This is a genomic window from Agromyces archimandritae (assembly GCF_018024495.1).
Lineage (GTDB): Bacteria > Actinomycetota > Actinomycetes > Actinomycetales > Microbacteriaceae > Agromyces > Agromyces archimandritae.
The window spans coordinates 2,441,317-2,464,763 of sequence record NZ_CP071696.1 but is presented as its reverse complement, the minus strand read 5'-3'; the positions used below and the strand labels follow the sequence as shown (position 1 = coordinate 2,464,763).

Here is a 23,447-nt window from a genome sequence, read left to right as displayed (position 1 = left end):
CGACGCATCCTCGAGACACTGGAGTCTTCAGTGAACCGCATCGCCCTCATCGGCGCGGGCCCGTCCGGCCTCGCCGGCGCCCGCGCCCTCGACCGCGCAGGCATCCCCTTCGACGGCTTCGAGGCGGGCCCCGACGTCGGCGGCCTCTGGAACATCGACAACCCGCGCAGCACCGTCTACGACTCGGCGCACCTCATCTCCTCGCGCACCACGACCGAGTTCGCCGAGTTCCCCATGGACTCCACCACCGATTATCCCGGGCACCGCGAGCTCCTCGCCTACTTCGACGCCTACGCCGACGCCTTCGACCTCCGCCGGCACTTCCGCTTCGGCACGCGCGTCACCGACGTCTCGCGAGTGGATGCCGGCGCCGCACCCGACGGGCCGCGCGACCTCACCCCCGCCGCACCCGTGTGGCGGGTGACGGCCGTCACCGAGTCCGGCGAGACCGTCACCGGCGACTACGCCGGCGTCATCCTCGCCAACGGAACCCTCGCCGAGCCCAACATCCCCGCCTTCCGCGGCGAGTTCGACGGCGAGATCCGGCACACGAGCACCTACAAGTCCGCACGCGAGTTCGACGGCAAGCGGGTGCTCATCATCGGCGCCGGCAACTCCGGTTGCGACATCGCGGTGGATGCCGTGCACCACGCCGCATCCGTCGACCTCAGCGTCCGCCGGGGCTACTACTTCGTGCCCCGCTACCTCTTCGGCAAACCCGCCGACACCCTGAACCAGGGCCGGCCGCTGCCGGCCCCGATCAAGCAGGCCATCGACTCCCGCGTCCTGAAATGGTTCACCGGCGACCCGGTGCGCTTCGGCTTCCCGAAGCCCGACTACAAGATCTACGAGTCGCACCCCATCGTCAACACCCTCATCCTGAACCACCTCGGCCAGGGCGACCTGCGCGTCGTGCCCGACATCGACCGCTTCGACGGGCGCACCGTGCACTTCACCGACGGCAGCACCGGCGAATACGACCTCGTGCTGCTGGCCACCGGGTACCGGCTCGACTACCCCTTCATCGCGCGCGAACACCTCAACTGGACGGATGCCGCGCCGAAGCTCTACCTGAACATCTTCCCGCCCGCCTTCGACGGCGTGTACGTGCTCGGCATGATCGAGGCATCCGGCATCGGCTGGCAGGGCCGCGCCGAACAGGCCGAGCTCATCGCCGCCTACCTCGCCGCCTGCGAACGCGACCCCGCCGCCGCGACCACGTTTCGGGAGGGCGCGGCCGGGCGCTGGCCCGACCTCACCGGCGGCTACCGCTACCTCGGGCTCGACCGCATGTCGTACTACGTCAACAAGGACGCCTACCGGCGCACCGTCCGCCGCCTCGCGGCGAGCCTGCCGGCGCTGCCCGCGGGCGCGCCGGCCGCCGCGGCGGTCTCCTCCGAGGGAGTCTCGGCGTGAACATCGACGAGGTGATGCTGAACTTCACGCCAGGTTCGCTCGTCGCACTGAACGTGGTGCTCGGGCTCATCATGTTCGGCATCGCCCTCGACACCTCCGTCGACGACTTCAAGGCCGTGCTGAAAGCGCCCAAGGCCATGATCATCGCGCTCCTCGCGCAGATCGTCCTGCTGCCGGCCGTGACCTTCGGCCTCTCCCTGCTGCTGAACGTGCAGGCATCCATCGCCCTCGGCATGATCCTCGTCGCCTGCTGCCCACCCGGCAACATCTCCCAGGTGCTCACCTACCGCGCCCGCGGCAACGTCGCCCTGTCGGTGTCGATGACGGCCGTCGCCAACGTGCTCTACATCTTCGTGCTGCCGCTGAACCTGCTGCTGTGGGGCAGCCTCCACCCCACCGCTCGCGAACTCGTGCACACGGTGAGCCTGAACGGCTGGCAGATGCTGCTGGAGATCTTCCTCGTCATCGGGCTGCCGTTCGTCGTCGGCCTCTTCATCCGCGCCAGATGGCAGCGCTTCGCCGAACGCGTGCAGCCCTACGCCCGCTGGGTGAGCCTGGCCGGGCTCGTCGGCTTCATCGTCGCCGCCCTCGTCGGCAACTGGGAATTCTTCATCGCCTACATCGGCGTCGTCCTCCTCGCCGTGTTCCTGCACGACGCCGTCGCCCTCGGCCTCGGCTACGCCTCCGCACGCATCGGCGGCCTCGCCCCCCGCGAACGCAAAGCCATCACCTTCGAGGTCGGCATCCGCAACGCCGGCCTCGGCCTCGGCCTCGTGTTCACCTTCTTCGGCGGCCTCGGCGGCATGGCGATCGTCGCAGGCTGGTGGGGCATCTGGGACATCATCGCCGGGCTCGTTGTCGCCTCGCTGTGGTCGTGGCGGACCCGGCGGGCGGATGCCGCGGTGGATGCCGGAGGCGCGACCACCCCCGGCCAGGCCGCCGGCGGCCCGGCCCCGACCCTGCCCGGGGCCGGCTCATGAGCCGCGTCCTCGTCACCGGCGGCAGCGGATTCCTCGGCTCCCACGCCGTCGCCGCCCTCGCCGCTCATCCCGCGGTCTCGCTCGTCGTCTCCGCGGATGTGCGCGAGCCGGCATCCGCGCCCGACGGCGTCGTCGTCGAACGCTGCGACGTCACCGACGCCGCCTCCGTCGCCTCCGTCATCGAACAGCACCGCATCGACACCGTCGTGCACCTCGCCGCGATCGTGAACCCCGGCACCGTCGGCGAAGACGTCGAAGAACGCGTCGACGTCGGCGGCACCCGGAACGTGCTCGATGCCGCGATCGCCGGCGGCGTGCGCCGCATCGTCGTCTCCTCCTCCGGCGCCGCCTACGGCTACCACGCCGACAACGCCGAATGGCTCACCGAATCCGACCCGATCCGCGGCAACGAGGAATTCAGCTACTCGCGCCACAAACGCCGCGTCGAAGAGATGCTCGCCGCCGCCCGCACCCAGCACCCCGGACTCGAGCAGGTCATCCTCCGCATCGGCACCATCCTCGGCCCCGGCGTCGCCAACCAGATCACCGCCCTCTGGGACGGGCCCCGGCTGCTCCGCGTCGCCGGCAGCGACAGCCCCTTCGTCTTCGCCTGGGTCGACGACGTCGTCGGCGCCATCGTCGCCGGCGCCACCGGAACCGCCACCGGCGCCTTCAACGTCGCCGGCGACGGCCGCATGACCGTCTCCGAGATCGCCGCCGCCCTCGGCAAAGGCACCATCACCGTACCCGCATGGATGCTCTCGCTCGCCCTCCGCATCGGGCACGCCCTCAGGCTCACCGTCCACGGGCACGAACGCGTCGGCTTCCTGCAATACCGCCCCGTCCTCGACAACACCCGCCTGAAGACCGTCCTCGGCTACACCCCCGGCAAGACCAGCCGGGAGGCGTTCGACGCATACCTCGCCCTCCGAGCCGGACGGTCATCGACGGGGTCCCGGCTCGGGTAGACTGACTGCGGCTCCTCACGTGGCGCCATCCAGGCCAACTCCCCCAGGGCGGAAACGCAGCAAGGGTAACCGGGCTCTGGCGGGTGCGTGAGGGGTCCCCGGGAGGATTCGCCTAGTGGCCTATGGCGCACGCTTGGAAAGCGTGTTGGGTGAGAGCCCTCGGGGGTTCGAATCCCCCATCCTCCGCCGAATGCAACTCCAGCGGGTGCTCGCGCAGCACCCGCTCCGGGATCCGAATCCCCCACCCTCCGCCGTGTGATGACTCGGACGCGGGTGCTCGCGCAGCACCCGCTCCGGGGTCCGAATCCCCCACCCTCCGCCGTGTGATGACTCGGACGCGGGTGCTCGCGCAGCACCCGCTCCGGGATCCGAATCCCCCACCCTCCGCCGATTTCACGAAGAGCCCGGCCATCGGCCGGGCTCTTCGTCGCGCTACGAGCCTCGGCACCGGCATCCATCATCCGACCCAGAAGTGCCGATCTCCCGCAGGAGTGCCGACTTCCGGGCACTCCGGCGGGAGATCGGCACTCCTGCGGGCGGGCCTCACGGGAGATCGGCACTCCTGTGGGCGGGCCTCACGGGAGATCGGCACTCCTGCGTCGGGCCGCACGGGAGATCCGCACTCCTGCGTCGGGCCGCACGGGAGATCCGCACTCCGGCGGGAGATCGGCACTCCTGCGTCGGGCCGCGTGGGAGGCGCGCGGGCGAGAGCCGCCCGACGCGGGCGCGCAGGCGGACCCACGAGCATGGCATGACCCCTCCTCGGGTGTCAGTCCTCATTAATGCGGAATAGCGCGAATCCGGGATCACCGAGAACATTGCAGAGATGTCAGCGGCGAGAATGGGTATACGGAGTGGGGATGCAGGGGGCTCCGTCCATTCCGGCGCGGCAGAAGGGGACGACGGTCTCAGGGTGAGAACCCTGAGACCTCGTCGTTCCCTGGGCTGGGCTCTCGGGGCGACGATCGCCGCGCTGGGCGTTCCGGTTCTCGTCACCTTGCTGTGGGTGACGGCCGAACTGGGCGCATGGCCGACGATCGTCGCCGCGGGAGTCGTCGTGATCCTCCTCCTCGCCGCAGCCTGGTGGAGTTACCGGCGCACCGCGATCCGCATCGGCCCGAACGGCCTCTCGGAACGCGGCTTCTTCGGGCTCACGCACCGGGCCGAGATCGGCGAGATCGACGAGATCATCCGGCTCGAGCTCTACCGCGCGCACAGCCTGGACACCTCGCCGCAGTTGTTCATCGTCGGCCGCAACGGGCGACGGCTGCTGCGGATGCGCGGCGACTTCTGGGAGGACGAGGACCTCGACACGGTCTCACCGCTGCTCGGGATCCGCGAGTCCCGCCGGCCGACGCCCGTGACCCTCGCCGAACTGCGCTCGAGCGACCCGAAGCTGCTCTACTGGTTCGAGCGCATCGGCCCGAAGGCCTGAGCACGCCCCGCGGCCCGGCGCCGCGGCCGGGCTCGGTCAGCGCAGTTCGTCTCGGGTGCGGATGCCGAGGCGCGGCGACTCCGGCGTCGACGACGCCAGTTCGCGGAACCCGAGCCGCTCGTAGAAGCGGCGCGCCGAGGCGTTCTCGGCGGCGAGCCCGAGATGCAGCCCCCGCACCCCGCGTTCGGCGAGTTCGTCCAGGAGCCGCGCGATGAGCCGACGGCCGAAGCCCCGCCGCTGCACCTCCGGCAGCAGATCGATGTGCAGATGCGCGGGGTACTCGGCGAGTTCCGGGATGAGCATCCGCTCGGGCCGGGTGCCGTCGGCGATGAGATCGGCCTCCGAGTAGCGCGGGGCCGCGGAGCCCGCCTCATGCGAGGCGCCCACGGCATCCACTGCGGGGCGCGGATGCCGTTCGCGGAAGCCCGGCGACCACTCCCGCTCCCACCAGCCCACGAAATCTGCGGTATCGGCGATGCCCAGCACATAGCCGAGCACCCGGTCGCCGTCGGCGACGACGAAGGCGAGCGAAGGGTCGTAGTCGACGTAGGGCAGCGCGTAGACCTCGGGCATGAGGCGGTCGTCGGAGTACGCGCCCGTCGCGTCCTGGCCCGCGGCGGCGGTGCGGAGGCAGACGAGGCCGACGCCGTCGCGATCGCCGGGCCGGTACGGGCGGATGACGGCGCCGGGTGCCGCGGGTTCGGTGGGCATGCGGCGATCCTATGCGCCGCGGCGGTCGCGACGGCGTCGCCGCCGGTGCCCGGCGCTCCGCGAGCGGATGCTCCGGGGCGGGCGTCAGGGCGGGGCGGTGCCCGGCGCTCCGCGAGCGGATGCTCCGGGGCGGGCGTCAGGGCGGGGCGGTGCCCGGCGCTCCGCGAGCGGATGCTCAGAGGCGGGGCGTCAGGGCGGGGCGGTGCCCGGCGCTCCGCGAGCGGATGCTCAGAGGCGGGGCGTCAGGGCGGGGCGGTGCCCGGGGCATCCACTCGCGGGGGCGCGGCGAAGGCCGCGAAGACGGCCCATGCCACAAGGGCGGCGCCGGCGCCGATGAGGGCGCCGCCCGCGGTGTCGCTCAGCCAGTGCGCGCCGAGATAGGTGCGGCTCGCCGCCATGAGCGCCGTGTAGGCGGCGCCGAGCATCCACACCCACGCCTGCGGGAACAGCAGCCCGAGGGCGACCGCCATCGTCGCCGCGTTCGCGACGTGCCCCGAGGGGAACGATCCGTAATCCGAGACGACCAGGATGTCCTCGGGTCGCGCCCGGCCGAGCAGGTGCTTCAGCGTCTGCACGATCCCGGCGCTCAGGATCGACGCCGTCAGGAAGAACACCGCAGCCCACGGCCGCCTGGCGATGACGAGCGCCGCGGCCGCGATCATCGGCACGACGAAGACCGCGAGGATGCCGCCGCCGACGGTGTCGAGGCCGCGGGCGAGGGCCTCGCCGACAGGTCCTCGAGCGGATGCCGACCAGGCGCCCCACACAGCGTCGACCCCGAGCGGGAAGCCCGGCAGAGCGAGCACGAGCACGCCGAGGAGCGCGCCCGCCGCGATCGCGCCGAGCCCCCAGGCGCCGGCGGTCCAGTGCACCGCCCGGCGCCGCGCCCCGCCCGCCGCGTCCATCGTTCCACGGTAGCGGTGCGGGGCGGCTGCGGGGCGCTCGGGCATCCACCGCGGGCCTCTCCGAATGCGCAATGCAGGAAGCCGCACGGCGTGTCGCCGCCGTCATGCGGCAGAACCGCCCGCGACACGCCTCCGTTCCTGCATTGCGCAGAGGGTGCAGGGGCAGTGGTGGCGGAGCGCAGGACGCGGCGCGACCGAGGCCGGCGGCGCAGGAGCGGCGGCGGCGCAGGGGGCGCCGCCGCCGCCTCAGTCCTCCAGCGGCGGGACCGTGGCGGGGCGCACGAGCGCCCACAGGGCGGTGATCGCCACGGCGGCCGCGCACAGCATGACGAACGCCATCGGCACGGCGCTGCCGACGCCGAGGAGGCCGATGAGCGGCGAGATCAGGCCGGCGAGGCCGAAGTTCAGGGCGCCGAGGAGTGAGGCGGCGGTGCCGGCTTCGGAACCGTGGTTCGCGAGGGCGAGGATCTGCACGGCCGGGAAGGAGAAGCCGCACGCGGTGATGTAGAAGAACAGGGGGATCGCCGTGCCCCAGAATCCGGCGCCGCCGCTGTCGAGCACCATGATCGCGACCGCCATGGCGAGGTGGACGATCGTGGTGACGGCGAGGATCCACTGCGGGGCGACGCGGCCGCGCATGAGACGCGAGCCGGTCTGCACGCCGATGATCACGCCCACCGAGTTCACGGCGAACAGCACGCCGTACTGCTGCGGGGTGAAGGCGTACACCTCCTGGAACAGGAACGAGGATGTCGAGAGGTAGCCGAACAGGCCCGTGAACGTCATGCCGCCGATGACGGCCGCCCCGAGGTAGACGCGGTCGCGGAAGAGCGCGGCGTAGCGGTCGCGGAGGGTCGAGTGGCCGGCGAGGTGCCGGCGGGCGGGCGGCAGGGTTTCGACGATGAGGAACGCGACGGCTGCGACGACGGCGAGCCCGTAGCCGGCGAGGACCCAGAACACGCCGCGCCAGTCCATGACGGCCAGCAGCTGCGAGCCGATGACGGGCGCGAGCACCGGGGCGAGCCCGTTGACGAGCGCGAGCCGGGAGAGCATGCGCACGAGCGGCTTGCCGCCGAACAGGTCGCGCACCATCGCCATCGCGACGACGCCGCCGGCGGCCGCCCCGAAGCCCTGCAGCAGGCGGAACACGGCGAGCCAGACGATGTCGGGCGCGAGGGCGGCGGCGATCGAAGCGAGGATGTGCAGCACCGTGGAGAGGATGAGGGGCAGGCGGCGGCCGACCTTGTCGCTCCACGGGCCGACGATGAGCTGGCCGAATCCGAAGCCGACCATGGTGCCGGTCAGGGTGATCTGCACGGCGGCGGCGCTCACGCCGAGCTCGGACTGCAGCACCGGGAACGCCGGAAGGTACAGGTCGACGGTGAAGGGCCCGAGCGCGGTGAGCGCTCCGAGCACGAGCACGTAGACGAGGCGGCGGCGCGCGGTGAGCAGTTCGCCGGGGTGGGCGCGGGCGGCGCGGTCGGCGGGGGTGACGATGGGGATGGGGCTCGTGAGTGACATGCGCGTGCTCCGGGTGGCGGGCGGGGGCGCGCGTCCTCGGGCGCCGGTGTTCGGGGTGCGGATGCCGCGGGGCGGCGGTCCGGGCGGTGCGTGGATGCCGGGTCGCGGCCATCCGGGCGGTGCCGCCGAACCGGCGGCGTCCGGCTCCGGCGCGATGCGGTCGGGCCGATTCGAATCGATTCGACCCGATCGAGTGTAGCGGCTCCGGGCCTGTGCGGCGCCGGGGCCGCGCGATACGGTGAGTGAGGGGACGCGTCGGAAGGGGGACGGCGATGTCGAACTCGCGCGATGAGATCCCGGCGCGCATCGTCGAGGTCGTCGAGCGCGGCCACAACGTCGAGGTCGTCGGTGCGCCCGATTCGGGACGCAGCCACACCCTGCAACGGGTCGCCGCACGCCTGGTGGAGGCCGACCGGCCGCCGATCGCCGTTCGCGGCACGGCGGCGCTCCGGCAGCACACGCTCGCCGCGCTCCGCCTGGCGGGCATCGGCGCCGAGGTCGACCCGCGCCGCAGCTGGCCGGTGCTCAGCTCGATCGAGGACCTGCGCCGGCGCGCCGCCGAGCGGCCGGTGATCATCGTCGACGGCTGGGACGAGCTCGACGAGAGCTCGCAGGGGGTGCTCGTGGCGGCCAACCGCGAGCTGCACGTTCCCATCGTGTCGTCGTTCAGCCGGACGCGGATGCGCGGCGACGGCCCCATGCACACGCTCGTCCAGGTGCCCGACATGGCGTTCCGCTTCGAGCTCGACGAGGTCGGCTTCGACGAGCTCGAGGCGATCCTCACCGCCAAGTACGCCGCACCGGTCGATCAGGCGACGGTCAGTCGCGTGTACGCGAAGTCGGGCGGCAGCATCGGCACGGCGATCCGGATCGTGGATGCGGCTCTGTTCGACGGCCGGATCCGCCGCACGGACGGGCGGCTGACGGCGGTGCGGGATCTGTGGAGCCCGCTGCTGGCCGGCATCGTGCAGGCACGGCTGTCGGCGCTGCGCCCCGAAGAGCGGGCGGCGGTCGAGGTGCTCGCCCTCGTCGGCACGATCGACCTGGATTCGGCGGCGCGGCTCATCGGCGACGAGACCATCGAGATGCTGGAGGATCTCGGGCTCGTACGGCTGTTCCCGAGCGGCGATGCGGATCTCATCGCGATCTCGCCGCCGCTGTTCGTCGAGTACTTCCGCCACCGTGAGCGCCACGCCCGCCGGCACCGGCTGAGCATCGAGACCCGTGAGGTGCTCGGCGAGGTCGCGGGTGCCGTGACGGCATCCGTCGACCGCAGCGATTCGACGGCGGATCCGGTGTTCGTGCGGCTCGTGCTCGAGAAGCAGCGGGCGCGCCTGCTCGCGGCCCGCACCGCGTGGCGCAAGCATCACGACTGCGCGGCGGGCGTGCAGCTCGCGCAGGCGCTGCTCGCGGACTTCACGCCCAGCCACGAGGTCGACGAGCTGCTCGCCTCGGAGCCGCGGGTGAGCGATCCGGAGCATACGGCGCGGTGGATCTCGTTCAGCTGCTGGCATCGGGCCTACCGCGACGACGCCCTCGACGCCTCGCTCGCGGATTTCGAGCGGGCGGCCGCCGAGATGCCCGAGTGGGCGGCGTACCTGCGGGCGAACGCCGTCGAGCTGGAGTTCGTGATGCGGGGCGTGCCGGCCGATGCGGCCGAGCGGATCGGCGCGGTGGATGCCGACGCGCACCCCCGCATCGCGGCGCGCCAGCTGCGCGCGCTCGCGCTGCTCGCGACCGCCGACGGGCGCTTCTCGGAGTCGGACGCCCTCGTCGAACGGGCGGCCGCGCCGCTCGAGTTCGGGCTGTCGCCGAGCGTGACGCTGCTGACGGGGCTGAACATGATCGGCCGCGGCGAGCTGCGCTCGGCGCTCGCCTATGCGACGAGCCAGTTCGAGGACGCGCATGCCTCGCTCGACGCCGAGCGCTTGCGCGTCGCCGCCTACCTCGGCGTGTTCGCCACGCTCACGGTCGGCGGCCGGCGCGACATCGATCGCATGGTCGAGACGGTGCTCTCGCTCGGCGATCCGCCCGAGTTCCCGCAGCTGGCCCAGCTCGGGCTGCTCGCCGGCGCCGCAGCGAGCGCCGCGCGGCGGGGCCACCGATCCTCGCTCGACACCTATCTGCAGGCCCTCGACCGGCTGACGATCCACGAGGGGCCGTTCCCGGGCATGAGTCGCGCCTGGGCGCTCGCGCAGCTCGAGGCGGCGACGGGGCATCTGCCCGAGGCGGCCGACCTCGTGTGGAACGCGGCGCGCGAGCACGAGGAGCGCGGCTACGTGTTCTCGGCGGCGGTGCTCGGGCTCGGTTCGCTCGAGTTCGTGCCCGACCACGACCGCATCCGCGCGATGCGGGAGCGGTTGACGCGCGACGACGAGCTCGTGGCGCGGCAGCTGAAGTACCTCGATGCGCTCGACACCGACGACCCCGACGAGCTGCTCGACGCGGTCGATCCCCTCGTCGAGGAGGGCCGGCTCGGCAACGCGCGCTTCCTGCTGGCCCGAGCCCGGCGCCTGCTCGAGGAGGCCGGGCGGGTCGATGACGCCAGGATCGCGACGGCCAGACTGGATGCGCTCGCGCCGCAGCTCGACGCGGGTCAGACGGGGCAGGCGTTCGCGCACCCGATCATGGCGCTCACCGAGCGGGAGCGGGAGGTTGCCCGCCGGGTGGCGGCGGGCATGTCGAACCAGCAGGTCGCCGACGAGCTCGTCGTCTCGGTGCGCACGGTCGAGAGCCACTTGCACCGGGTGATGCGCAAGCTCGGCGTGGGCAGCCGGCGCGATCTCGCACGGTTCGCCGACGAGCTGGAGGACGAGCCGCGCTGAGCGGGGCGCGGATGCCCCGGGGCGCACGAAACGGCGGATGCCGCGCCCCTGCTCCCCAGCCTGGGCGCGGCATCCGCCGTGCGGCGGCATTCAGAAGCCGCCCGTTATCCATCTGTCCATCTGCGATCCGGTCGAACCCGAAACGATCGGATCGCGATGCCCGCCGCTCGAAGTGCTTTTCGGAAACCCGATTTCCGAAGAACCCTCCGTTGCGGTGTCGAGTACGACATTACGCGCCGGAACGGCCCGTGGGCGGGGTTTCCGGGGTGCCTACGTAGTCGAGGGGCGGGCTTTGCGTAGGCGGCGGATGCTGAGACCGCTCTCACGGATCGGCGGCGGCCCGGCATCCGTAGCGTGTCGAGGATTCCTCCGTTTCGATGCCGCGCTCGGCGCCCCGGCACCACGCCCGGGCACGCCCCCCTTACGGCACCTCGCCGGCCGCCCGGCACGCCGCGGAACCGGCGCCCCCGGCCGCGTCGGCGCCCGCAGCCTAAGCTGGCGATGTGGAACAGATCTCACTTCCCGCAGACCGCGATTCCGCCGCAGCCCTCGCCGAGCGGGGCCTGCGCTACGGCCTCGTCGACACCGCCGACCGCGACGCCTTCGCCGCCTGGCTGCAGGCCGACGCCCGCGGCTTCCACGATCCACGGCCGAGCCGTGCCACGCTCGACGCCGACCTGGGCGGCCTCGCCTACCGCCGCACCACCGGCGTCTGGGACGACGCCGGCCCCGCAGACGCCGTGCCCGTCGCGACCGTGTCGAGCTGGCCCGCCCGCCTCACCGCCTCCCCGGCCGCACCCTCGAAGCCTGGGCGATCAGCTCCGTCACCGTCGCCCCCACCCACCGCCGCCGCGGCATCGCCCGTGCGCTCCTCGAGGGCGAACTGCGCACCGCGCACGCCGCCGGCATGCCGCTGGCCATGCTCACCGTCACCGAGGCGACCATCTACGGTCGCTACGGCTTCTCGCCGGCATCCCTCTCCGCCGACCTCGCGATCGAACGGCGCCGCGTGCACTGGACCGGGCCGACCCCGCCCGGCCGCGTCCGCTTCGTCGAACCGGCCGAACTCGCCCCCATCGCCCTCGACGTCAGCAACCGCGCCGCGCTCCGCACCCCCGGCGAGATCGAACGCTGGCCGAGCGTCGTCGACCGCATGCTCGGCCTCGTCGAGCCCGACTCCGAGGCCTCCCGCCGCATCCGCACCGCCCGCTACGACGCCGCCGACGGCAGCCCGCAGGGCTTCGCCGTGTACCGCGTCGCCGAGCGCGACGGGGCCGACGCGAGGCTCGAGCTGCGCCACCTCGTCACCGTCACCGACGACGCCGAACGCGCCCTCTGGCGCTTCATCGTCGAGCACGACGGCATCGGCGAGATCCGCGCCGGCCAGCGCAGCATCGCCGAATCCCTGCCGTGGATGCTCGAAGACCGCCGCGCGGTGCGCATCGAACACGCCGGCGACGCCCTGTGGCTGCGCATCCTCGACCCCGTCGCCTCGCTGCAGTCGCGGCGCTACTCGACGCCGGGCGAACTGCTGCTCGCCGTCCGCGACGGCGCCGGCTTCGCCGACGGCACCTATCGCCTCGAGGCCGACGGCGACGGCCGGGCGCACGTCTCCCCCGTCGAACCGTCCTGGGACTCCGACCGGCCGACCCTGCGCCTCGGCGTCGGCGAACTCGGCTCGATCCTGCTCGGCGGCGTGCGCCCCTCGGTGCTGCACGAGGCCGGGCGGGTCGAGGCGAACAGCGCCGAAGTGCTCCGGCTCGCCGACCGCATGTTCGCCCCGGCGCGGATGCCGCACCTCGGGCTCATCTTCTGAGCCGAGCGGATGCCGCGATCAGGCGGCGTCCTGCCTCGGGAAGAGGACCTTCTCGATGATGATGATGAGCGAGGCCGCCACCGGGATCGCCACGAGCGCGCCGAGCACGCCGCCCAGGGTGCCGCCGGCGACCGCCGCGATCACGACGAGCGCGCCGGGCACCGCGACCGCACGGGTCATGATGCGCGGGCTGATCACGTATGCCTCGACCTGCATGTACACGAGGTAGTAGATGATCGACGCGAGCGCCGTCAGCGGGGAAGCGGCCAGGCACACGAGCGAGACGATGATCGCACCGGCCAGGGTGCCCACGAGCGGCACGAGCGAGCCGAGGAAGGCGATGAAGGCCAGCAGGATCGGCGCCGGCGCGCCGATGATCGACAGGTAGATGAAGCTCAGCACACCGTTGATGAGGCCGAGCGCGCCCTGTCCCATGACGTAGCGGCCGACGGAGCCGGTGATGTCCGCGGTGAGCTCCAGGAACTTCCCGCGCGAGGACGCCGGCACGAAGCGCGCCGCATAGCCCTTCATCGCCCGCAGCGACGCCATGAAGTAGAGCATCAGGATGAGCACGATGACGACGCCGGTGAAGCCGCCGGCGATGCCCGCGCCGACGGCGAGCACGCCGCCGCCGAGCGAGGCGAGGTGCGACGGGTCGGCGAGCCACGCCAGCGCGTCCTGGATCTGCGAGTTGATGTCGAAGTCGGCCGGCAGCAGGCTCTGCACCCAGGCGACGAAGGGGCTGCCGACGATGCCGGCGATGATCTCGTCCCAGTTGTCGACGACGGTCGTCGTCTGCTCGATGATGATCGGCACGATCGTCGCCACGAGGATCGCGACCACGCCGATGACCGCCGCGACGATGACGAGGATCGCGACCCAGCGCGGCATCCACTGCTCGAGCCAGCTGACCAGCGGGTCGAGGCCGAGCGCGAGGAAGACCGCGAAGACGACGTAGAGGATGACCGTCGACAGCTGGCCGAGGATGCTGCCGAGCAGCAGCGCCGCGAGCACCCCGAGGGCGCCGATGAAGCCGACGCGGAACGCGTGGATGCGAAGCTCGCCGGGCGGCTGCGCCGGCTGCGCCCCGCGCTTGCGGCCGTTGCCCTGCGGCTTCTCCGGCAGTGTGATGGCCGCCGTGCCGGTGCCGACGGCCTGCTTCTGCTCGGGTGCCGTCTCGGTTCTCCGGGATCCGCGCCGCTTCATGCCAGCGACCCTACGCCCCGCGGCGGGGGGATGCCAGGCGCCCCGCCGCGGTCGTGTGCGCGCCACGGCATCCACTCGCGGGATGACGAGCCGCACCCGGCCGATCAGGGCCCGAGGGAGGACGGCCCCGCGACCGTGCCCTCGCGGATGCGGCGCCAGCGCGCACGGTCGGCGCGGAACTCGGCGTGCGTCGTGAACCGGTAGCGGTAGGCGACTGCGCGCACGTACCTCGGGCGCTGCCCGTCGAAGGGATCGTGCGCGAGCATCCGGAGCGTGGCCGGATCGGCCTCGAGCAGTCGCATGAGGAACACCTCGAACCAGGGCTCCCACATGCGCCCGAGCGGCAGGAACCACATCAGCCAGTCGAGCCGCAGATGGTACGGCGCCCACTGCCGCGGGATCCGGTGCACCTCGCCGGGTTTGCCCCTGAATCCGTACTCGCGCCAGCCCGATTCGTCGCCGGGCTCGCCCGTCGTGCCCTCGACGACGATCTCGATGCGCTCCTTCGTGACCGTGCCGAACGCGCCGTATGCGTTCTGGAGCATGTATCGGTTGAAGGAGGCGTTCATGAGCTGCCGGCGCGAGAACAGGTTCCGGAGCGCCGGCCAGGCGAGCGCGACAAGGAGCGCCGTGACCGCGAGCGTGAGGATCAGCCACCAGAGCGGGAGCGGCCCGGCATCCGCACCCGGCCCGTTCGGGATCGCTGGGATCACCGCATGCCACGCCGAATCGCTGATCGCCGAAGCGGCGAGCACCACCGTGATCCAGTTCAGCCATGCGAAATTGCCGGTCAGGATCAGCCAGAACTGCGTGAGGATCACGACCGCGGCCGCCGTCGAGCCCACCGGGCCCGGCACGAACAGCAGGAACGGGACGCCGAGCTGGGCGATGTGATTGCCGACGACCTCCACCCGGTGGAACCACGCCGGCAGCAGATGCGCCTGCCGGCTGAGCGGCCCCGGCATCGGCTGCGTCTCGTGGTGGTACATGAGCGCGGTGAGGTCGCGCCATTCGCGCCCGCCGCGGATCTTGATCATCCCCGCCCCGAACTCCAGCCGGAACACGAGCCACCACACGAGGATCAGGATCGTCATCGGCGGCGCCTCGTGCACGCTCCCGAGCCACGCGACCGTGAACAGCGCCTCGCAGAGCAGCATCTCCCAGCCGAAGCCGTAGAAGGTCTGTCCGACGTTCACGACCGAGAGGTACAGGATCCACAGCACGAGGAACGCGGCCGCCGGCGCCCACGGCCCAGCGAGCTGCGGCACCCCGACGACGATGAGGGCCGCGACGGACATGCCGGCGACGGCGAGGGCGACGAGCCCCGCATCCGAGTAGCCGCGGGCGAAGAGCGTCGGGCCGCGGAGGCGCCTTCCCCGTCCCACGCGCGCGAGCAGCTCCGGTACCGGAAGCAGCCCGTGCTCGCCGAGCAGCGGGCGGAACTGGTTCAGGGTCGACCAGAACGCGACGAACGCCAGCGCCGCGACCCCCCGCTGCAGGATCCAGCGCGCGATCTCGTAGTCGGTCGCGGCGAACCACTCCACCCCTCCACGCTACGCCGCGAGGCGGCCGGCGCGCGCGGGGCCCCGGCACGTTCAGAGCGGCGGCAGCTCGATCCCGAAGCGATCGGCGAGCGCGAGGCGGGCCGCGAACCAGCCGTTCATGCCGTGCACCGCGGGCCCCGGCGGCGTCGCGCTCGAGCACAGGTAGACGCCCGGCAGCGGGGTCCGCCACGGTGCCGGCGAGACGACGGGGCGCTTCAGCATCTGCCGGAGCGTCAGCGCCCCCGTGTAGATGTCGCCGCCCGGGTAGTTCGGGTTGTAGTCGGCCAGGCCCGCCGCCGAGGTCGATGCCGAGGCGAGCACGGTATCGCGGAATCCGGGCGCGTGCCGTTCGATCTCGCGCACCACGAGTTCGGTCGCATGCCGGGTGGATCCGGCCGGCACGTGCAGGTACGCCCACACCGTCTGCGCGGGCGCCGGCGCCCGGCTCGGGTCGACCACCCCCGGCTGGGCGAGCAGGATGTACGGGCGCTCGGGCATCCGCCCCCGTGCCACCTCGTTCTCGGCGGCGGCGATCTCGGCGCGCGTGCCGCCGAGGTGCACCGTCGGGGCGAGGCCGACCGCGGCATCCGCCCACGGGATCGGGCCGCCGACGGCGAGGTCGACCTTCGCGACGCCCGAGCCGTAACAGTAGCGGCCCAGGGCACGCGCGTAGCCGGCGGGCAGCTCGGCGGTGCGCAGGAACTCGGGCGAGGTGTCGAGCAGGATCGCCCGCGAGGGTTCGAGTTCGGCGATGGATGCCGCGAAGCGCCCGGTCTCGACGGTGCCGCCGTGCTCGGCGAAGTCCGCGAGGAGCGCGTCGGCGATCGCCTGGGAGCCGCCGGCCGGAACCGGCCACCCCCCGGCGTGCGCGTGCGCCGCGAGCAGCAGGCCCGCGCCGGCCGAGGCGAGGTTCGGCATCCGCCCCGCCGCATGCGCGACGACCCCCGTGAACAAGGCCGGCGCGGTCTCGCCGCGGAAATCGGCGTTCCACAGCGGCCGCGTGCCCTGGTCGAGCACACGCACCGCGAATCGGAACGCCGCGACCGGGTCGGCCGGCCACCGCAGCAGCTGATGCCCGGTGAAGTCCACGACCCCCGCGATGCGGTCGACGAGGGGGCCGATGAGCTGCCGCCATGCCCGCCCGTCGCGGCCGAGCCCGTCGACCGTGCGGTCGAGATCGCGCCAGGCCAGGCCGGCCCCGCCCGGCAGCGGGTGGGCGTAGGAGAGCTCGGGCACGATCCACTCGAGGCGGTCTTCGAGGCCGATCGACGCGAAGAACGGCGACGCCGCCGCGGCCGGATGCACCGCCGAGCACACGTCGTGCCGGAAGCCGGGCAGGGTGAGCTCGGCCGTGCGCAGCCCGCCGCCGGGCACTGCCGCCCCCTCGATGAGGCGCACCTCGAGGCCCGCCCGCGCGGCGGTCACGGCGGCCGCGAGGCCGTTCGGTCCGCTGCCGACGACGGTGACATCCACCATGGTTCCAGTCTGCCCCCTCGGGCTCGTTCGCGGTCTGAGGGGGTGCCGCGGGGTTGGTGCCGGGGTTGGTGCGGGATTGGTGCGGGGTTGGTGCCGGGCTCTCGGCTTCGGCTCCCTGCGCCGGGCTCTGCTCCGCGCTCCCTCCTCCGCGCTCCCTCCCCGCGCTCTGCTCCGCGCTCCCTCCCCGCGCTCCCTGCCCCGGCGAGGCTGCGCAATGCAGGAACGCGCGCGTGTCGCCGGCCGTTCTGCCGCGTGGGCGGCGCGACACGCCGTGCGCGTTCCTGCATTGCGCAGGGGTGCGGCGGCCTGGGGCGACGGGCGCAGCGGGCGCGGCGAGCGCGGCGGGATGACCGCAGCACGCCCTACGGGCGGCGGAGGTAGAGCCAGGGGGTGCGGTCCATGAGCAGGCGACGGGCCGGGCCGGCGGGGTGCGCGTCGTCGGGGGTGGATGCCGCGGGGTCGCCCGGGGCCGGCGTCGCGTCGCTCTCGGGGTCGAGCGCGAACCGCTCGTCGCCCTCCCAGTAGAGGGCCAGGCGGTCGGCCCGGAACCGGCCGCGGAACGTCTCCACGCCGCCGATCCGCACCCGGTCGAGGGCCGCGGCGAGCGACGCATCGGCCGCGAAGGCGTCGAGGGTGACCCACGTCGGCGGGAACAGGATCAGCTCGCCCGCCGCATGCCTCGCAAGGGCGTCGGCCGGCCGGATCCACACCGACTCGACGAGCTCCGCCGCCGCGAGCGCGAGTTCCCCACCCGGATCGGGGGTCGCGAAGAACCAGGTCACCAGCGGTTTCGGTGCGCCCTTCGGCGGGAACCAGCGGGCGAACGGCACGAGCGCGACCGGGTCGGCGGCGAGCGCCGTCTCCTCGACGAGCTCGCGGACGGCGGCGGCGCGTGCGGCATCCATCGCGGGATCTTCGGTGCCGGCGGCCCCCACGCCCGAGCCGGTGCTGGCACGCGCTGCGGCGCGATCGGCCTCGTCGACCGCGCCGCCCGGGAACACCCAGGCGCCCGCGAACGACCCGTGATCGGGGCGGCGGGCCAGGAGCACCTCGGGGCCGGCGTCTCCGTCGCGCAGCAGCACCACCGTCGCGGCGGCGGGGTCGGGTGCGGTCGAGGCTGCGTCGTCGGGGGCCATCCCCTCACGATAGCCGCGGATACGCGGGTGCCCGCGGCATCCGCCGCCGGCCCCGCACCACCGCCCCGCGGCATCCGCACCGCGCGCGACGCCCGCGCGCGCCGCTGCCCGCGCACCGAAAGCAGGCCGGAATGACCGTGCGTCGCCGAAAGCAGGCCGCAGCGGGGGTTCCCCGCTGGCCGTGGCCTGCATCCGGTGCGTCGCCGCGCCGCCGCCCCGCGGCATCCGCACCCGGCCCGCGCCGCCGCCCCGCAGCATCCGCACCCGGTCCGCGCCGCCGCCCCGCGGCATCCGCACCAGGCCCGCGCCGCGGCGGCGGCGGCCGATACACTGCCCGGGTGGATGCCGCAGACGCCCTTCCCGGAACCCCCGCGAGCCGGTTCGCCCGCCTCGTCCTCGCGCCGAACCCGGGGCCGATGACCCTCGGCGGCACGAACTCGTACGTGCTCGCCGCGCCCGGCGCCGACGGGGTGGTCGTCGTGGATCCGGGCCCAGCCGACGACGCGCACCTCGCCGCCCTCGCAGCCCGCCCGGTCGAGCTCATCCTCATCACCCACCGGCACCCCGACCACGTCGAGGGCCTCGCCCGCCTGCGGGAGCTCACCGGGGCGCCGTCTCGCTCGGCGGACCCCGAGTTCGCGTCCGGCGCCGACCCGCTCGCCGACGGCGACGTCGTCGAGGCCGCCGGCCTCCGGATCGAGGCGCTCGCGACCCCCGGGCACACGGCCGATTCCGTGTCGTTCGTGCTGCCGGGCGACGGCGAGCACGGCGCCGTGCTCACGGGCGACACGATCCTCGGGCACGGCTCGACGGTCGTCGCCCACCCGGACGGTTCGCTCGGCGACTACCTCGCGTCCCTCGAACGGCTCGCCGGGTTCGGGCAGGCGACCGCGCTGCCCGCGCACGGCCCCGCCGGGGCGCCCGTCGGCGAGCTCGCCGCCGCCTACCTCGCGCACCGCCGCGCCCGGCTCGAAGAAGTGCGCGCCGCCCTCGCCCGGCTCGGCGACGGGGCGAGCCTCGAAGCCGTCACCGACGCCGTCTACCCCGATGTGGAACCCGCGATCCGTTTCGCCGCCGAAGCCTCGATGCGGGCGCAGCTCGCGTACCTGCGGGCGGTCGGCGCCGCAGGGTAGGCGCGCCGGCGGCATCCACCGCGGTCGACCGGAGGAGGCGCGTCCTGCCCGGCATCCGGCGGCTCGACGCTGCCGGCTTCTGCGCAATGCAGGAACGCGCACGGCGTGTCGCACCGCTCATGCGGCAGAACCGGGCGCGACACGCGCGCACTCCTGCATTGCGCAAGGGGTGCGCCAAGGGGGGCGGGAGGGCTGCCCGGGAGGGGCGGAGGAGGCGCGCCTGCCCGGGCATCCGGCAGCTCGACGCCGCCGGCTTCTGCGCAATGCAGGAACGCGCACGGCGTGTCGCACCGCTCATGCGGCAGAACCGGGCGCGACACGCGCGCACTCCTGCATTGCGCAAGCGGGGGCGCCAAGGGGGCGGGAGGGCTGCCCGGGAGGGGCGGAGGAGGCGCGCCCTGCCCGGGCATCCGGCAACTCGACGCTGCCGGCTTCTGCGCAATGCAGGAACGCGCACGGCGTGTCGCGCCGCCCATGCGGCAGAACCGGGCGCGACACGCGCGCACTCCTGCATTGCGCAAGGGGGTGCGCCAAGGGGGCGGGGCGGGAGGGCTGCCGGGCGGGGCGGGCGCGCGGGTGGATGCGGGGGTGCGCCGGGGCGGTCAGCCGGCGGCCGGGTGGAGGGCGACGTCGGCGGGGTCGATCGTGCAGAGCACGCGCGCGCCCGGGGCCGGACGCAGCTCCTCGGCGGCGCGCGCGTCGAGTTCGGCGTCGACGAACGCGCCCGCGTCGACGGCGAGCCGCAGTCGGACGCCGCCCGGGGCGGGGCGGAGGGCCGCGATGCGCGCCTCCCAGCGGTTCGGTGCGCGGACCGGCCGGGGTGCGGATGCCGCTTCGGCGCCCCTCGGGCGACCGCCCGCCACGGGTGCGGATGCCGGGGCGGCGCCCGCGGCATCCACCACCCGGACCCGCCCGGGGCGGAAGAGCGCGACGCCGGGCCCGGTGAAGCCGGCCGGTTCCGTCGAGGCGAAGGTGCCGGCCGGGGTGTCGAGGACGCCGTCGGCGGCCGTGCCCGGCACGAGCACGAAGCCCGCGATGGATGCCGCGAACGGCGTCCTCGGCGCCTGGAGCACCCCGTGGGTCGTTCCCTGCTCGACGATCACGCCCTGCTCGACGACGGCGATGCGGCCGGCGAGCACGATCGCGTCGATGACATCGTGGCTCACGACGATCGCCGGGATGCGGTCGGCGACGAGGATGCCGGCGAGCAGGGCCCGGATCTCGCCGGCCGCCTCGACGTCGAGGGAGGCGAACGGTTCGTCGAGCAGCAGCAGCTCCGGGCGGGCGGCCAGGGCGCGGGCGATCGCGACGCGCTGGCGCTGGCCGCCGCTGAGCTCCGCGGGGCGGCCGCCGCCGGAGCCGCCGAGGCCGACCGCGTCGAGCAGCCGCGCCGCCTCCGCACGGGCGTGGCCGCGGCGGACGCCCTGCGCGCGGGCGCCGAAGGCGACGTTCTCGAGCACGCTGAGATGCGGGAACAGTCCCGCATCCTGCTGCAGGAGCCCGATGCGGCGCCGCTCGGGCGGCAGGCGCAGGGGGCGCGACGCGCCGTCGGAGCGATCGACGCGGCCCTCCAGCAGTCGCCCGCCGAGGCGCACCTCACCCGCGTCCAGCGGAACGAGCCCGGCGAGAGCGGCCAGCAGCGTCGACTTTCCGGCGCCGTTCGGGCCGATGAGGGCGAGCACCTCGCCGGGGGCCACCTGCAGTTCCGCGTGCGCGGCGAAGCCGCCGCGGTGCACCTCGATGCGGGCGTCGAGGCCGTGCGGCCCGGCCGCGCGGGATGCGGCGGCGCGCGGCCGGTCGCGGTGCGATCCGGCATCCGCACCCGAAGCGCCCGCGGCCCCGCTCACCGTGCCGCCCCCGGCCGCCAGCCGCGCACCAGCACGAGCACGAGCACCGCCGCGATGACGAGCAGCCCGGCCAGGGCGACCGCCTCGCCGGTCGCGACGCCCGCGCCGTTGAACGCGGTGTAGATCGCCAGCGGCATCGTGCGGGTCGTGCCCGGCGCGTTGCCGGCGAACAGGGCGGTCGCGCCGAACTCGCCGAGGGCGCGGGCGAACGCCAAGGCCGTTCCGGCGAGGATGCCGGGCAGGGCGAGCGGCAGCGTCACCCGTCGGAAGACCGTCCAGCGGCCGGCGCCGAGCGTCGCCGCGACGGTCTCGAAGCCGGTTCCGCGGCCGCGGAGCACCCCCTCGACCGACAGCACCAGGAACGGCAGCGCGACGAACAGCTGCGCGAGCACGACCGCGGCTGTCGAGAACGGCAAGCGGATGCCGGCCTGCTCCAGCAGCGGACCGAGCCATCCGCTGCGGCCGAAGAGGAACAGCAGCGCAAGGCCGCCGACGAGGGGCGGCAGCACGAGCGGGACGGTGACGAGCGCGCGCAGGGTTCCGGCGACCGCGGGCCGCGCACGGGCGATGACGAGGGCGAGCGGGATGCCGAGGACGAGGCAGCAGGCCGTCGCGATCGCCGCCGTCGCGAACGACAGGCCGAGCGCCTGCAACGCGGCCGGCGACGTCGCATCGGCCGGGAAGCGCGCCCAATCGATGCGCGCGAGCAGGGCCGCGAGCGGGGCGAGGAGGGCGAGCAGGCCGATGGCGGCGGGCACGAGCATCCACCGGGGGGCGGATGCCGTGGTGCCCGGCCCGCCGCGCGCGCGCAGTCCGCCGCCCGCGGACGGGGCGGGGCCGGCCGCGGTGCTCGCGGTGCCCGCGGTGCCGCCCTCGCTCACGGCGCGAGGAATCCGTATGAGGCGAGCACCCGCCGCCCCTCGTCGCCGAGCACGAGGTCGACGAACCCCTGCGCTTCGGCACTCGGTTCGTCGCCGAGCGCCGCGATCGGGTACCGGTTGCGCACCTCGCCGGCGAGGACCGGCGTGATCGCCTCGAGTTCGGGGTTCGCCTTCGCGTCCGTCGCATAGGCGAGCCCGGCATCCGCTTCGCCGGCGACGAGCTTCGCGACGACCGCCGAGACGTTCTGCTCCTCGCTCGCCGGCGTGATCTCGACCTTCGCGAGCTCCAGCAGTTCGGTCGCGGCCGCCCCGCACGGCACCTCGGGGGCGCACACGACGACCCGTACTCCGGGCCGGGCGAGATCGAGCAGCGCCTCCACGCCCGCCGGATCGCCCGCCGGCGTGAGCAGCCGCAATTCGTTGCCTGCGAAGATCTCGGGATCGGCGGCGGCACCGGCATCCACGACCTGGGCCATGGTGCGCTCGTCGGCGGCCGCGAACACCTGCGCGTCGGCGCCCTCGACGATCTGGGTGGCGAGCGTGCTCGACCCGTCGAAGACGAGCTGCACATCGACGTCGGGGTTCGCCGCTTCGTACGCGGCCTCGAGTTCCGTGAAGGCCTCGGTGAGGCTCGCGGCCGCGTACACGGTCACGACGGTCTCGGAGGCTTCGCCGGATGCCGTGCACCCGGTGAGGGCGGCGAGCACCGCGGCGGCGCCGACGGCGGCGGTCAGGCGGGCGGGGGTGCGGGTCATGGGTGTCCTCCGTGTTCGGGTGCGGATGCCGGGCGGCGGCGGATGCCCGGCCGGCGCTGTTCGAGGCTCACCCGCGCTCCCGCGGGGCCTCGACGATGACGTTCGTCGCCTTGACGACGGCGACGGCGAGGCTGCCCGGTTCGAGCTCCAGCTCCCGCGCCGCCTCGGCCGACATGAGCGAGACCACCCGGTGCGGGCCGGCCTGGATGTCGACCTGCGCCATCACCCCGTCGATCTGCACCCGGGTCACGAGGCCCGTGAAGCGGTTGCGGGCACTGCGGCGCGCCCTGACCGGGTCGCCCGGCGCCTGCGCGAGCCGCACGGCGTGCTCGGCGAGCACCGCCCCCGCGATCGTCATGCGGCCGGCGGCGTCGCGCCCGGCATCCACCGCGCCCTGCTCCACCCATCGGCGCACGGTGTCGTCGCTCACGCCGAGCAGCTCGGCGGCCTCGCTGATGCGGTACTCCACGGGCTCAACTTACCGTGTTTGCGGAGCGTTATACGGGAATGCGCCGCATGTGCGGGGCGAACGGCAACGGTGCGCCGGGGCATCCGCTCGCCCAGGCCGGCGAAACCCCTATGCGCGTCGACCCGCCCCCGCATAGGGTGGGCGCATGGACGGCGACACCTGGTTCGCGATCATCATCGGCATCGTCGCCGTGGGCGGTGTGGCGTGGTTCCTGTCCAATCCGTCGTTCGGGGCGAGCGATCGAAGCCGCCGCCGCACACCCGGCGGCCGTGCATCCGACGAGATGCTGCACCCCGATGTCGGCCGTGCCCGCCGCCTCGGCGAGGCGCACGAGGACGCGGTGACGAAGCGCCGCCGCAAGCGTTCCTGACGCCGGCGCAGTCCGGGATCCGGCCCGCGCATCCACACCCGGCCCCCACCCCG

19 protein-coding genes, 1 tRNA gene and 1 other RNA gene are annotated in these 23,447 nt (G+C 73.9%); 10 read left to right on the top strand and 11 right to left on the bottom strand.

All coding sequences use genetic code 11. The features are described from left to right. Positions 1-30 precede the first annotated feature (30 nt). The 6 genes from G127AT_RS11250 (at position 31) to G127AT_RS11225 (ending at position 4,799) form a co-directional block, all read left to right on the top strand. Positions 31-1,416, top strand: a complete 1,386-nt coding sequence (locus G127AT_RS11250; RefSeq protein ID WP_210896921.1) for a flavin-containing monooxygenase — start codon at positions 31-33, stop codon at positions 1,414-1,416. Continuing rightward, positions 1,413-2,396 (top strand): bile acid:sodium symporter family protein, encoded by a 984-nt coding sequence (locus G127AT_RS11245; RefSeq protein WP_210896919.1) that lies wholly within the window; start codon positions 1,413-1,415, stop codon positions 2,394-2,396. Before G127AT_RS11250 ends, G127AT_RS11245 begins: the two co-directional genes overlap by 4 nt. Further along, positions 2,393-3,364 (top strand): NAD-dependent epimerase/dehydratase family protein, encoded by a 972-nt coding sequence (locus tag G127AT_RS11240; RefSeq protein ID WP_210896917.1) that lies wholly within the window; start codon positions 2,393-2,395, stop codon positions 3,362-3,364. The genes G127AT_RS11245 and G127AT_RS11240 overlap by 4 nt, the downstream gene beginning before the upstream one ends. Positions 3,365-3,370: 6 nt before the next feature. Beyond that, positions 3,371-3,467, top strand: an RNA gene (gene ffs, locus G127AT_RS11235) — signal recognition particle sRNA small type. Further along, a tRNA-Ser gene (locus tag G127AT_RS11230) sits at positions 3,466-3,550 on the top strand. The genes ffs and G127AT_RS11230 overlap by 2 nt, the downstream gene beginning before the upstream one ends. Before the next feature lie 727 nt (positions 3,551-4,277). Beyond that, positions 4,278-4,799 carry a hypothetical protein gene (locus G127AT_RS11225; protein ID WP_210896915.1) on the top strand — a complete coding sequence of 174 codons (522 nt, stop codon included), beginning with the start codon at positions 4,278-4,280 and terminating at the stop codon, positions 4,797-4,799. A gap of 36 nt (positions 4,800-4,835) precedes the next feature. On the opposite strand, the gene G127AT_RS11220 is transcribed toward G127AT_RS11225, so the two are convergent. The 3 genes from G127AT_RS11220 to G127AT_RS11210 form a co-directional block, all read right to left on the bottom strand. Next, a complete protein-coding gene (locus G127AT_RS11220; protein WP_210896913.1) occupies positions 4,836-5,510 on the bottom strand; it encodes a GNAT family N-acetyltransferase in 675 nt (224 codons plus the stop codon). Positions 5,511-5,752: 242 nt separating this feature from the next. Next, positions 5,753-6,415, bottom strand: coding sequence for a phosphatase PAP2 family protein (locus G127AT_RS11215; RefSeq protein ID WP_210896911.1), 663 nt, complete (start codon positions 6,413-6,415; stop codon positions 5,753-5,755). A 246-nt stretch (positions 6,416-6,661) separates the two neighbouring features. Next, entirely contained in the window at positions 6,662-7,936 is a 1,275-nt protein-coding gene (locus G127AT_RS11210; protein WP_210896909.1) for a multidrug effflux MFS transporter, read from the bottom strand. A 272-nt stretch (positions 7,937-8,208) separates the two neighbouring features. Here G127AT_RS11210 and G127AT_RS11205 point away from each other — a divergent pair, with 272 nt between their 5' ends. Both G127AT_RS11205 and G127AT_RS11200 read left to right on the top strand, forming a co-directional pair. Then, positions 8,209-10,761 (top strand): helix-turn-helix domain-containing protein, encoded by a 2,553-nt coding sequence (locus G127AT_RS11205; RefSeq protein WP_210896907.1) that lies wholly within the window; start codon positions 8,209-8,211, stop codon positions 10,759-10,761. Between the two features lie 37 nt (positions 10,762-10,798). After that, positions 10,799-12,577: a GNAT family N-acetyltransferase gene (locus G127AT_RS11200; protein ID WP_342344041.1), complete on the top strand. Its 1,779-nt coding sequence runs from the start codon at positions 10,799-10,801 to the stop codon at positions 12,575-12,577. Between the two features lie 18 nt (positions 12,578-12,595). Here G127AT_RS11200 and G127AT_RS11195 read toward each other — a convergent pair whose 3' ends face one another. From G127AT_RS11195 to G127AT_RS11180, 4 genes are all read right to left on the bottom strand, one after another. Next, positions 12,596-13,783 carry an AI-2E family transporter gene (locus tag G127AT_RS11195; RefSeq protein ID WP_210896903.1) on the bottom strand — a complete coding sequence of 396 codons (1,188 nt, stop codon included), beginning with the start codon at positions 13,781-13,783 and terminating at the stop codon, positions 12,596-12,598. A 104-nt stretch (positions 13,784-13,887) separates the two neighbouring features. Further along, positions 13,888-15,327, bottom strand: coding sequence for a lipase maturation factor family protein (locus G127AT_RS11190; protein ID WP_210896901.1), 1,440 nt, complete (start codon positions 15,325-15,327; stop codon positions 13,888-13,890). Between the two features lie 51 nt (positions 15,328-15,378). After that, complete coding sequence (locus G127AT_RS11185; RefSeq protein ID WP_210896899.1) at positions 15,379-16,803, bottom strand: phytoene desaturase family protein; 1,425 nt, start codon at positions 16,801-16,803, stop codon at positions 15,379-15,381. 362 nt (positions 16,804-17,165) lie between these two features. Continuing rightward, positions 17,166-17,939 (bottom strand): NUDIX domain-containing protein, encoded by a 774-nt coding sequence (locus G127AT_RS11180; protein WP_244857546.1) that lies wholly within the window; start codon positions 17,937-17,939, stop codon positions 17,166-17,168. Positions 17,940-18,277: 338 nt separating this feature from the next. On the opposite strand from G127AT_RS11180, the gene G127AT_RS11175 reads away from it, so the two are divergent. Continuing rightward, positions 18,278-19,072, top strand: a complete 795-nt coding sequence (locus tag G127AT_RS11175) for an MBL fold metallo-hydrolase (protein WP_244857545.1) — start codon at positions 18,278-18,280, stop codon at positions 19,070-19,072. A 602-nt stretch (positions 19,073-19,674) separates the two neighbouring features. Here G127AT_RS11175 and G127AT_RS11170 read toward each other — a convergent pair. From G127AT_RS11170 to G127AT_RS11155, 4 genes are all read right to left on the bottom strand, one after another. Beyond that, a complete protein-coding gene (locus tag G127AT_RS11170) occupies positions 19,675-20,919 on the bottom strand; it encodes a sulfate/molybdate ABC transporter ATP-binding protein (RefSeq protein WP_210896897.1) in 1,245 nt (414 codons plus the stop codon). Beyond that, entirely contained in the window at positions 20,916-21,683 is a 768-nt protein-coding gene (locus tag G127AT_RS11165; RefSeq protein WP_210902078.1) for an ABC transporter permease, read from the bottom strand. Before G127AT_RS11165 ends, G127AT_RS11170 begins: the two co-directional genes overlap by 4 nt. 113 nt (positions 21,684-21,796) lie before the next feature. After that, on the bottom strand, positions 21,797-22,555 hold the full coding sequence (gene modA / locus G127AT_RS11160) for a molybdate ABC transporter substrate-binding protein (RefSeq protein ID WP_210896895.1): 759 nt from the start codon (positions 22,553-22,555) through the stop codon (positions 21,797-21,799). Between the two features lie 67 nt (positions 22,556-22,622). Then, entirely contained in the window at positions 22,623-23,024 is a 402-nt protein-coding gene (locus G127AT_RS11155; protein WP_210896893.1) for a TOBE domain-containing protein, read from the bottom strand. A 145-nt stretch (positions 23,025-23,169) separates the two neighbouring features. Between G127AT_RS11155 and G127AT_RS11150 the strand changes: the two genes are divergently transcribed. Next, the gene (locus tag G127AT_RS11150; RefSeq protein ID WP_210896891.1) at positions 23,170-23,394 is read left to right on the top strand and encodes a hypothetical protein; all 225 of its coding nucleotides are present in this window, start codon (positions 23,170-23,172) and stop codon (positions 23,392-23,394) included. Positions 23,395-23,447 lie beyond the last annotated feature (53 nt).

Coding starts and splice junctions, on each gene's coding strand:
- G127AT_RS11200 (WP_342344041.1), top strand. CDS start 10,799: ATGCCGCGCCCCTGCTCCCCAGCCTGGGCGCGGCATCCGCCGTGCGGC.
- modA (WP_210896895.1), bottom strand. CDS start 22,555: ATGACCCGCACCCCCGCCCGCCTGACCGCCGCCGTCGGCGCCGCCGCG.
- G127AT_RS11165 (WP_210902078.1), bottom strand. CDS start 21,683: ATGCTCGTGCCCGCCGCCATCGGCCTGCTCGCCCTCCTCGCCCCGCTC.
- G127AT_RS11150 (WP_210896891.1), top strand. CDS start 23,170: ATGGACGGCGACACCTGGTTCGCGATCATCATCGGCATCGTCGCCGTG.
- G127AT_RS11240 (WP_210896917.1), top strand. CDS start 2,393: ATGAGCCGCGTCCTCGTCACCGGCGGCAGCGGATTCCTCGGCTCCCAC.
- G127AT_RS11180 (WP_244857546.1), bottom strand. CDS start 17,939: ATGGCCCCCGACGACGCAGCCTCGACCGCACCCGACCCCGCCGCCGCG.
- G127AT_RS11195 (WP_210896903.1), bottom strand. CDS start 13,783: ATGAAGCGGCGCGGATCCCGGAGAACCGAGACGGCACCCGAGCAGAAG.
- G127AT_RS11205 (WP_210896907.1), top strand. CDS start 8,209: ATGTCGAACTCGCGCGATGAGATCCCGGCGCGCATCGTCGAGGTCGTC.
- G127AT_RS11210 (WP_210896909.1), bottom strand. CDS start 7,936: ATGTCACTCACGAGCCCCATCCCCATCGTCACCCCCGCCGACCGCGCC.
- G127AT_RS11185 (WP_210896899.1), bottom strand. CDS start 16,803: ATGGTGGATGTCACCGTCGTCGGCAGCGGACCGAACGGCCTCGCGGCC.
- G127AT_RS11215 (WP_210896911.1), bottom strand. CDS start 6,415: ATGGACGCGGCGGGCGGGGCGCGGCGCCGGGCGGTGCACTGGACCGCC.
- G127AT_RS11220 (WP_210896913.1), bottom strand. CDS start 5,510: ATGCCCACCGAACCCGCGGCACCCGGCGCCGTCATCCGCCCGTACCGG.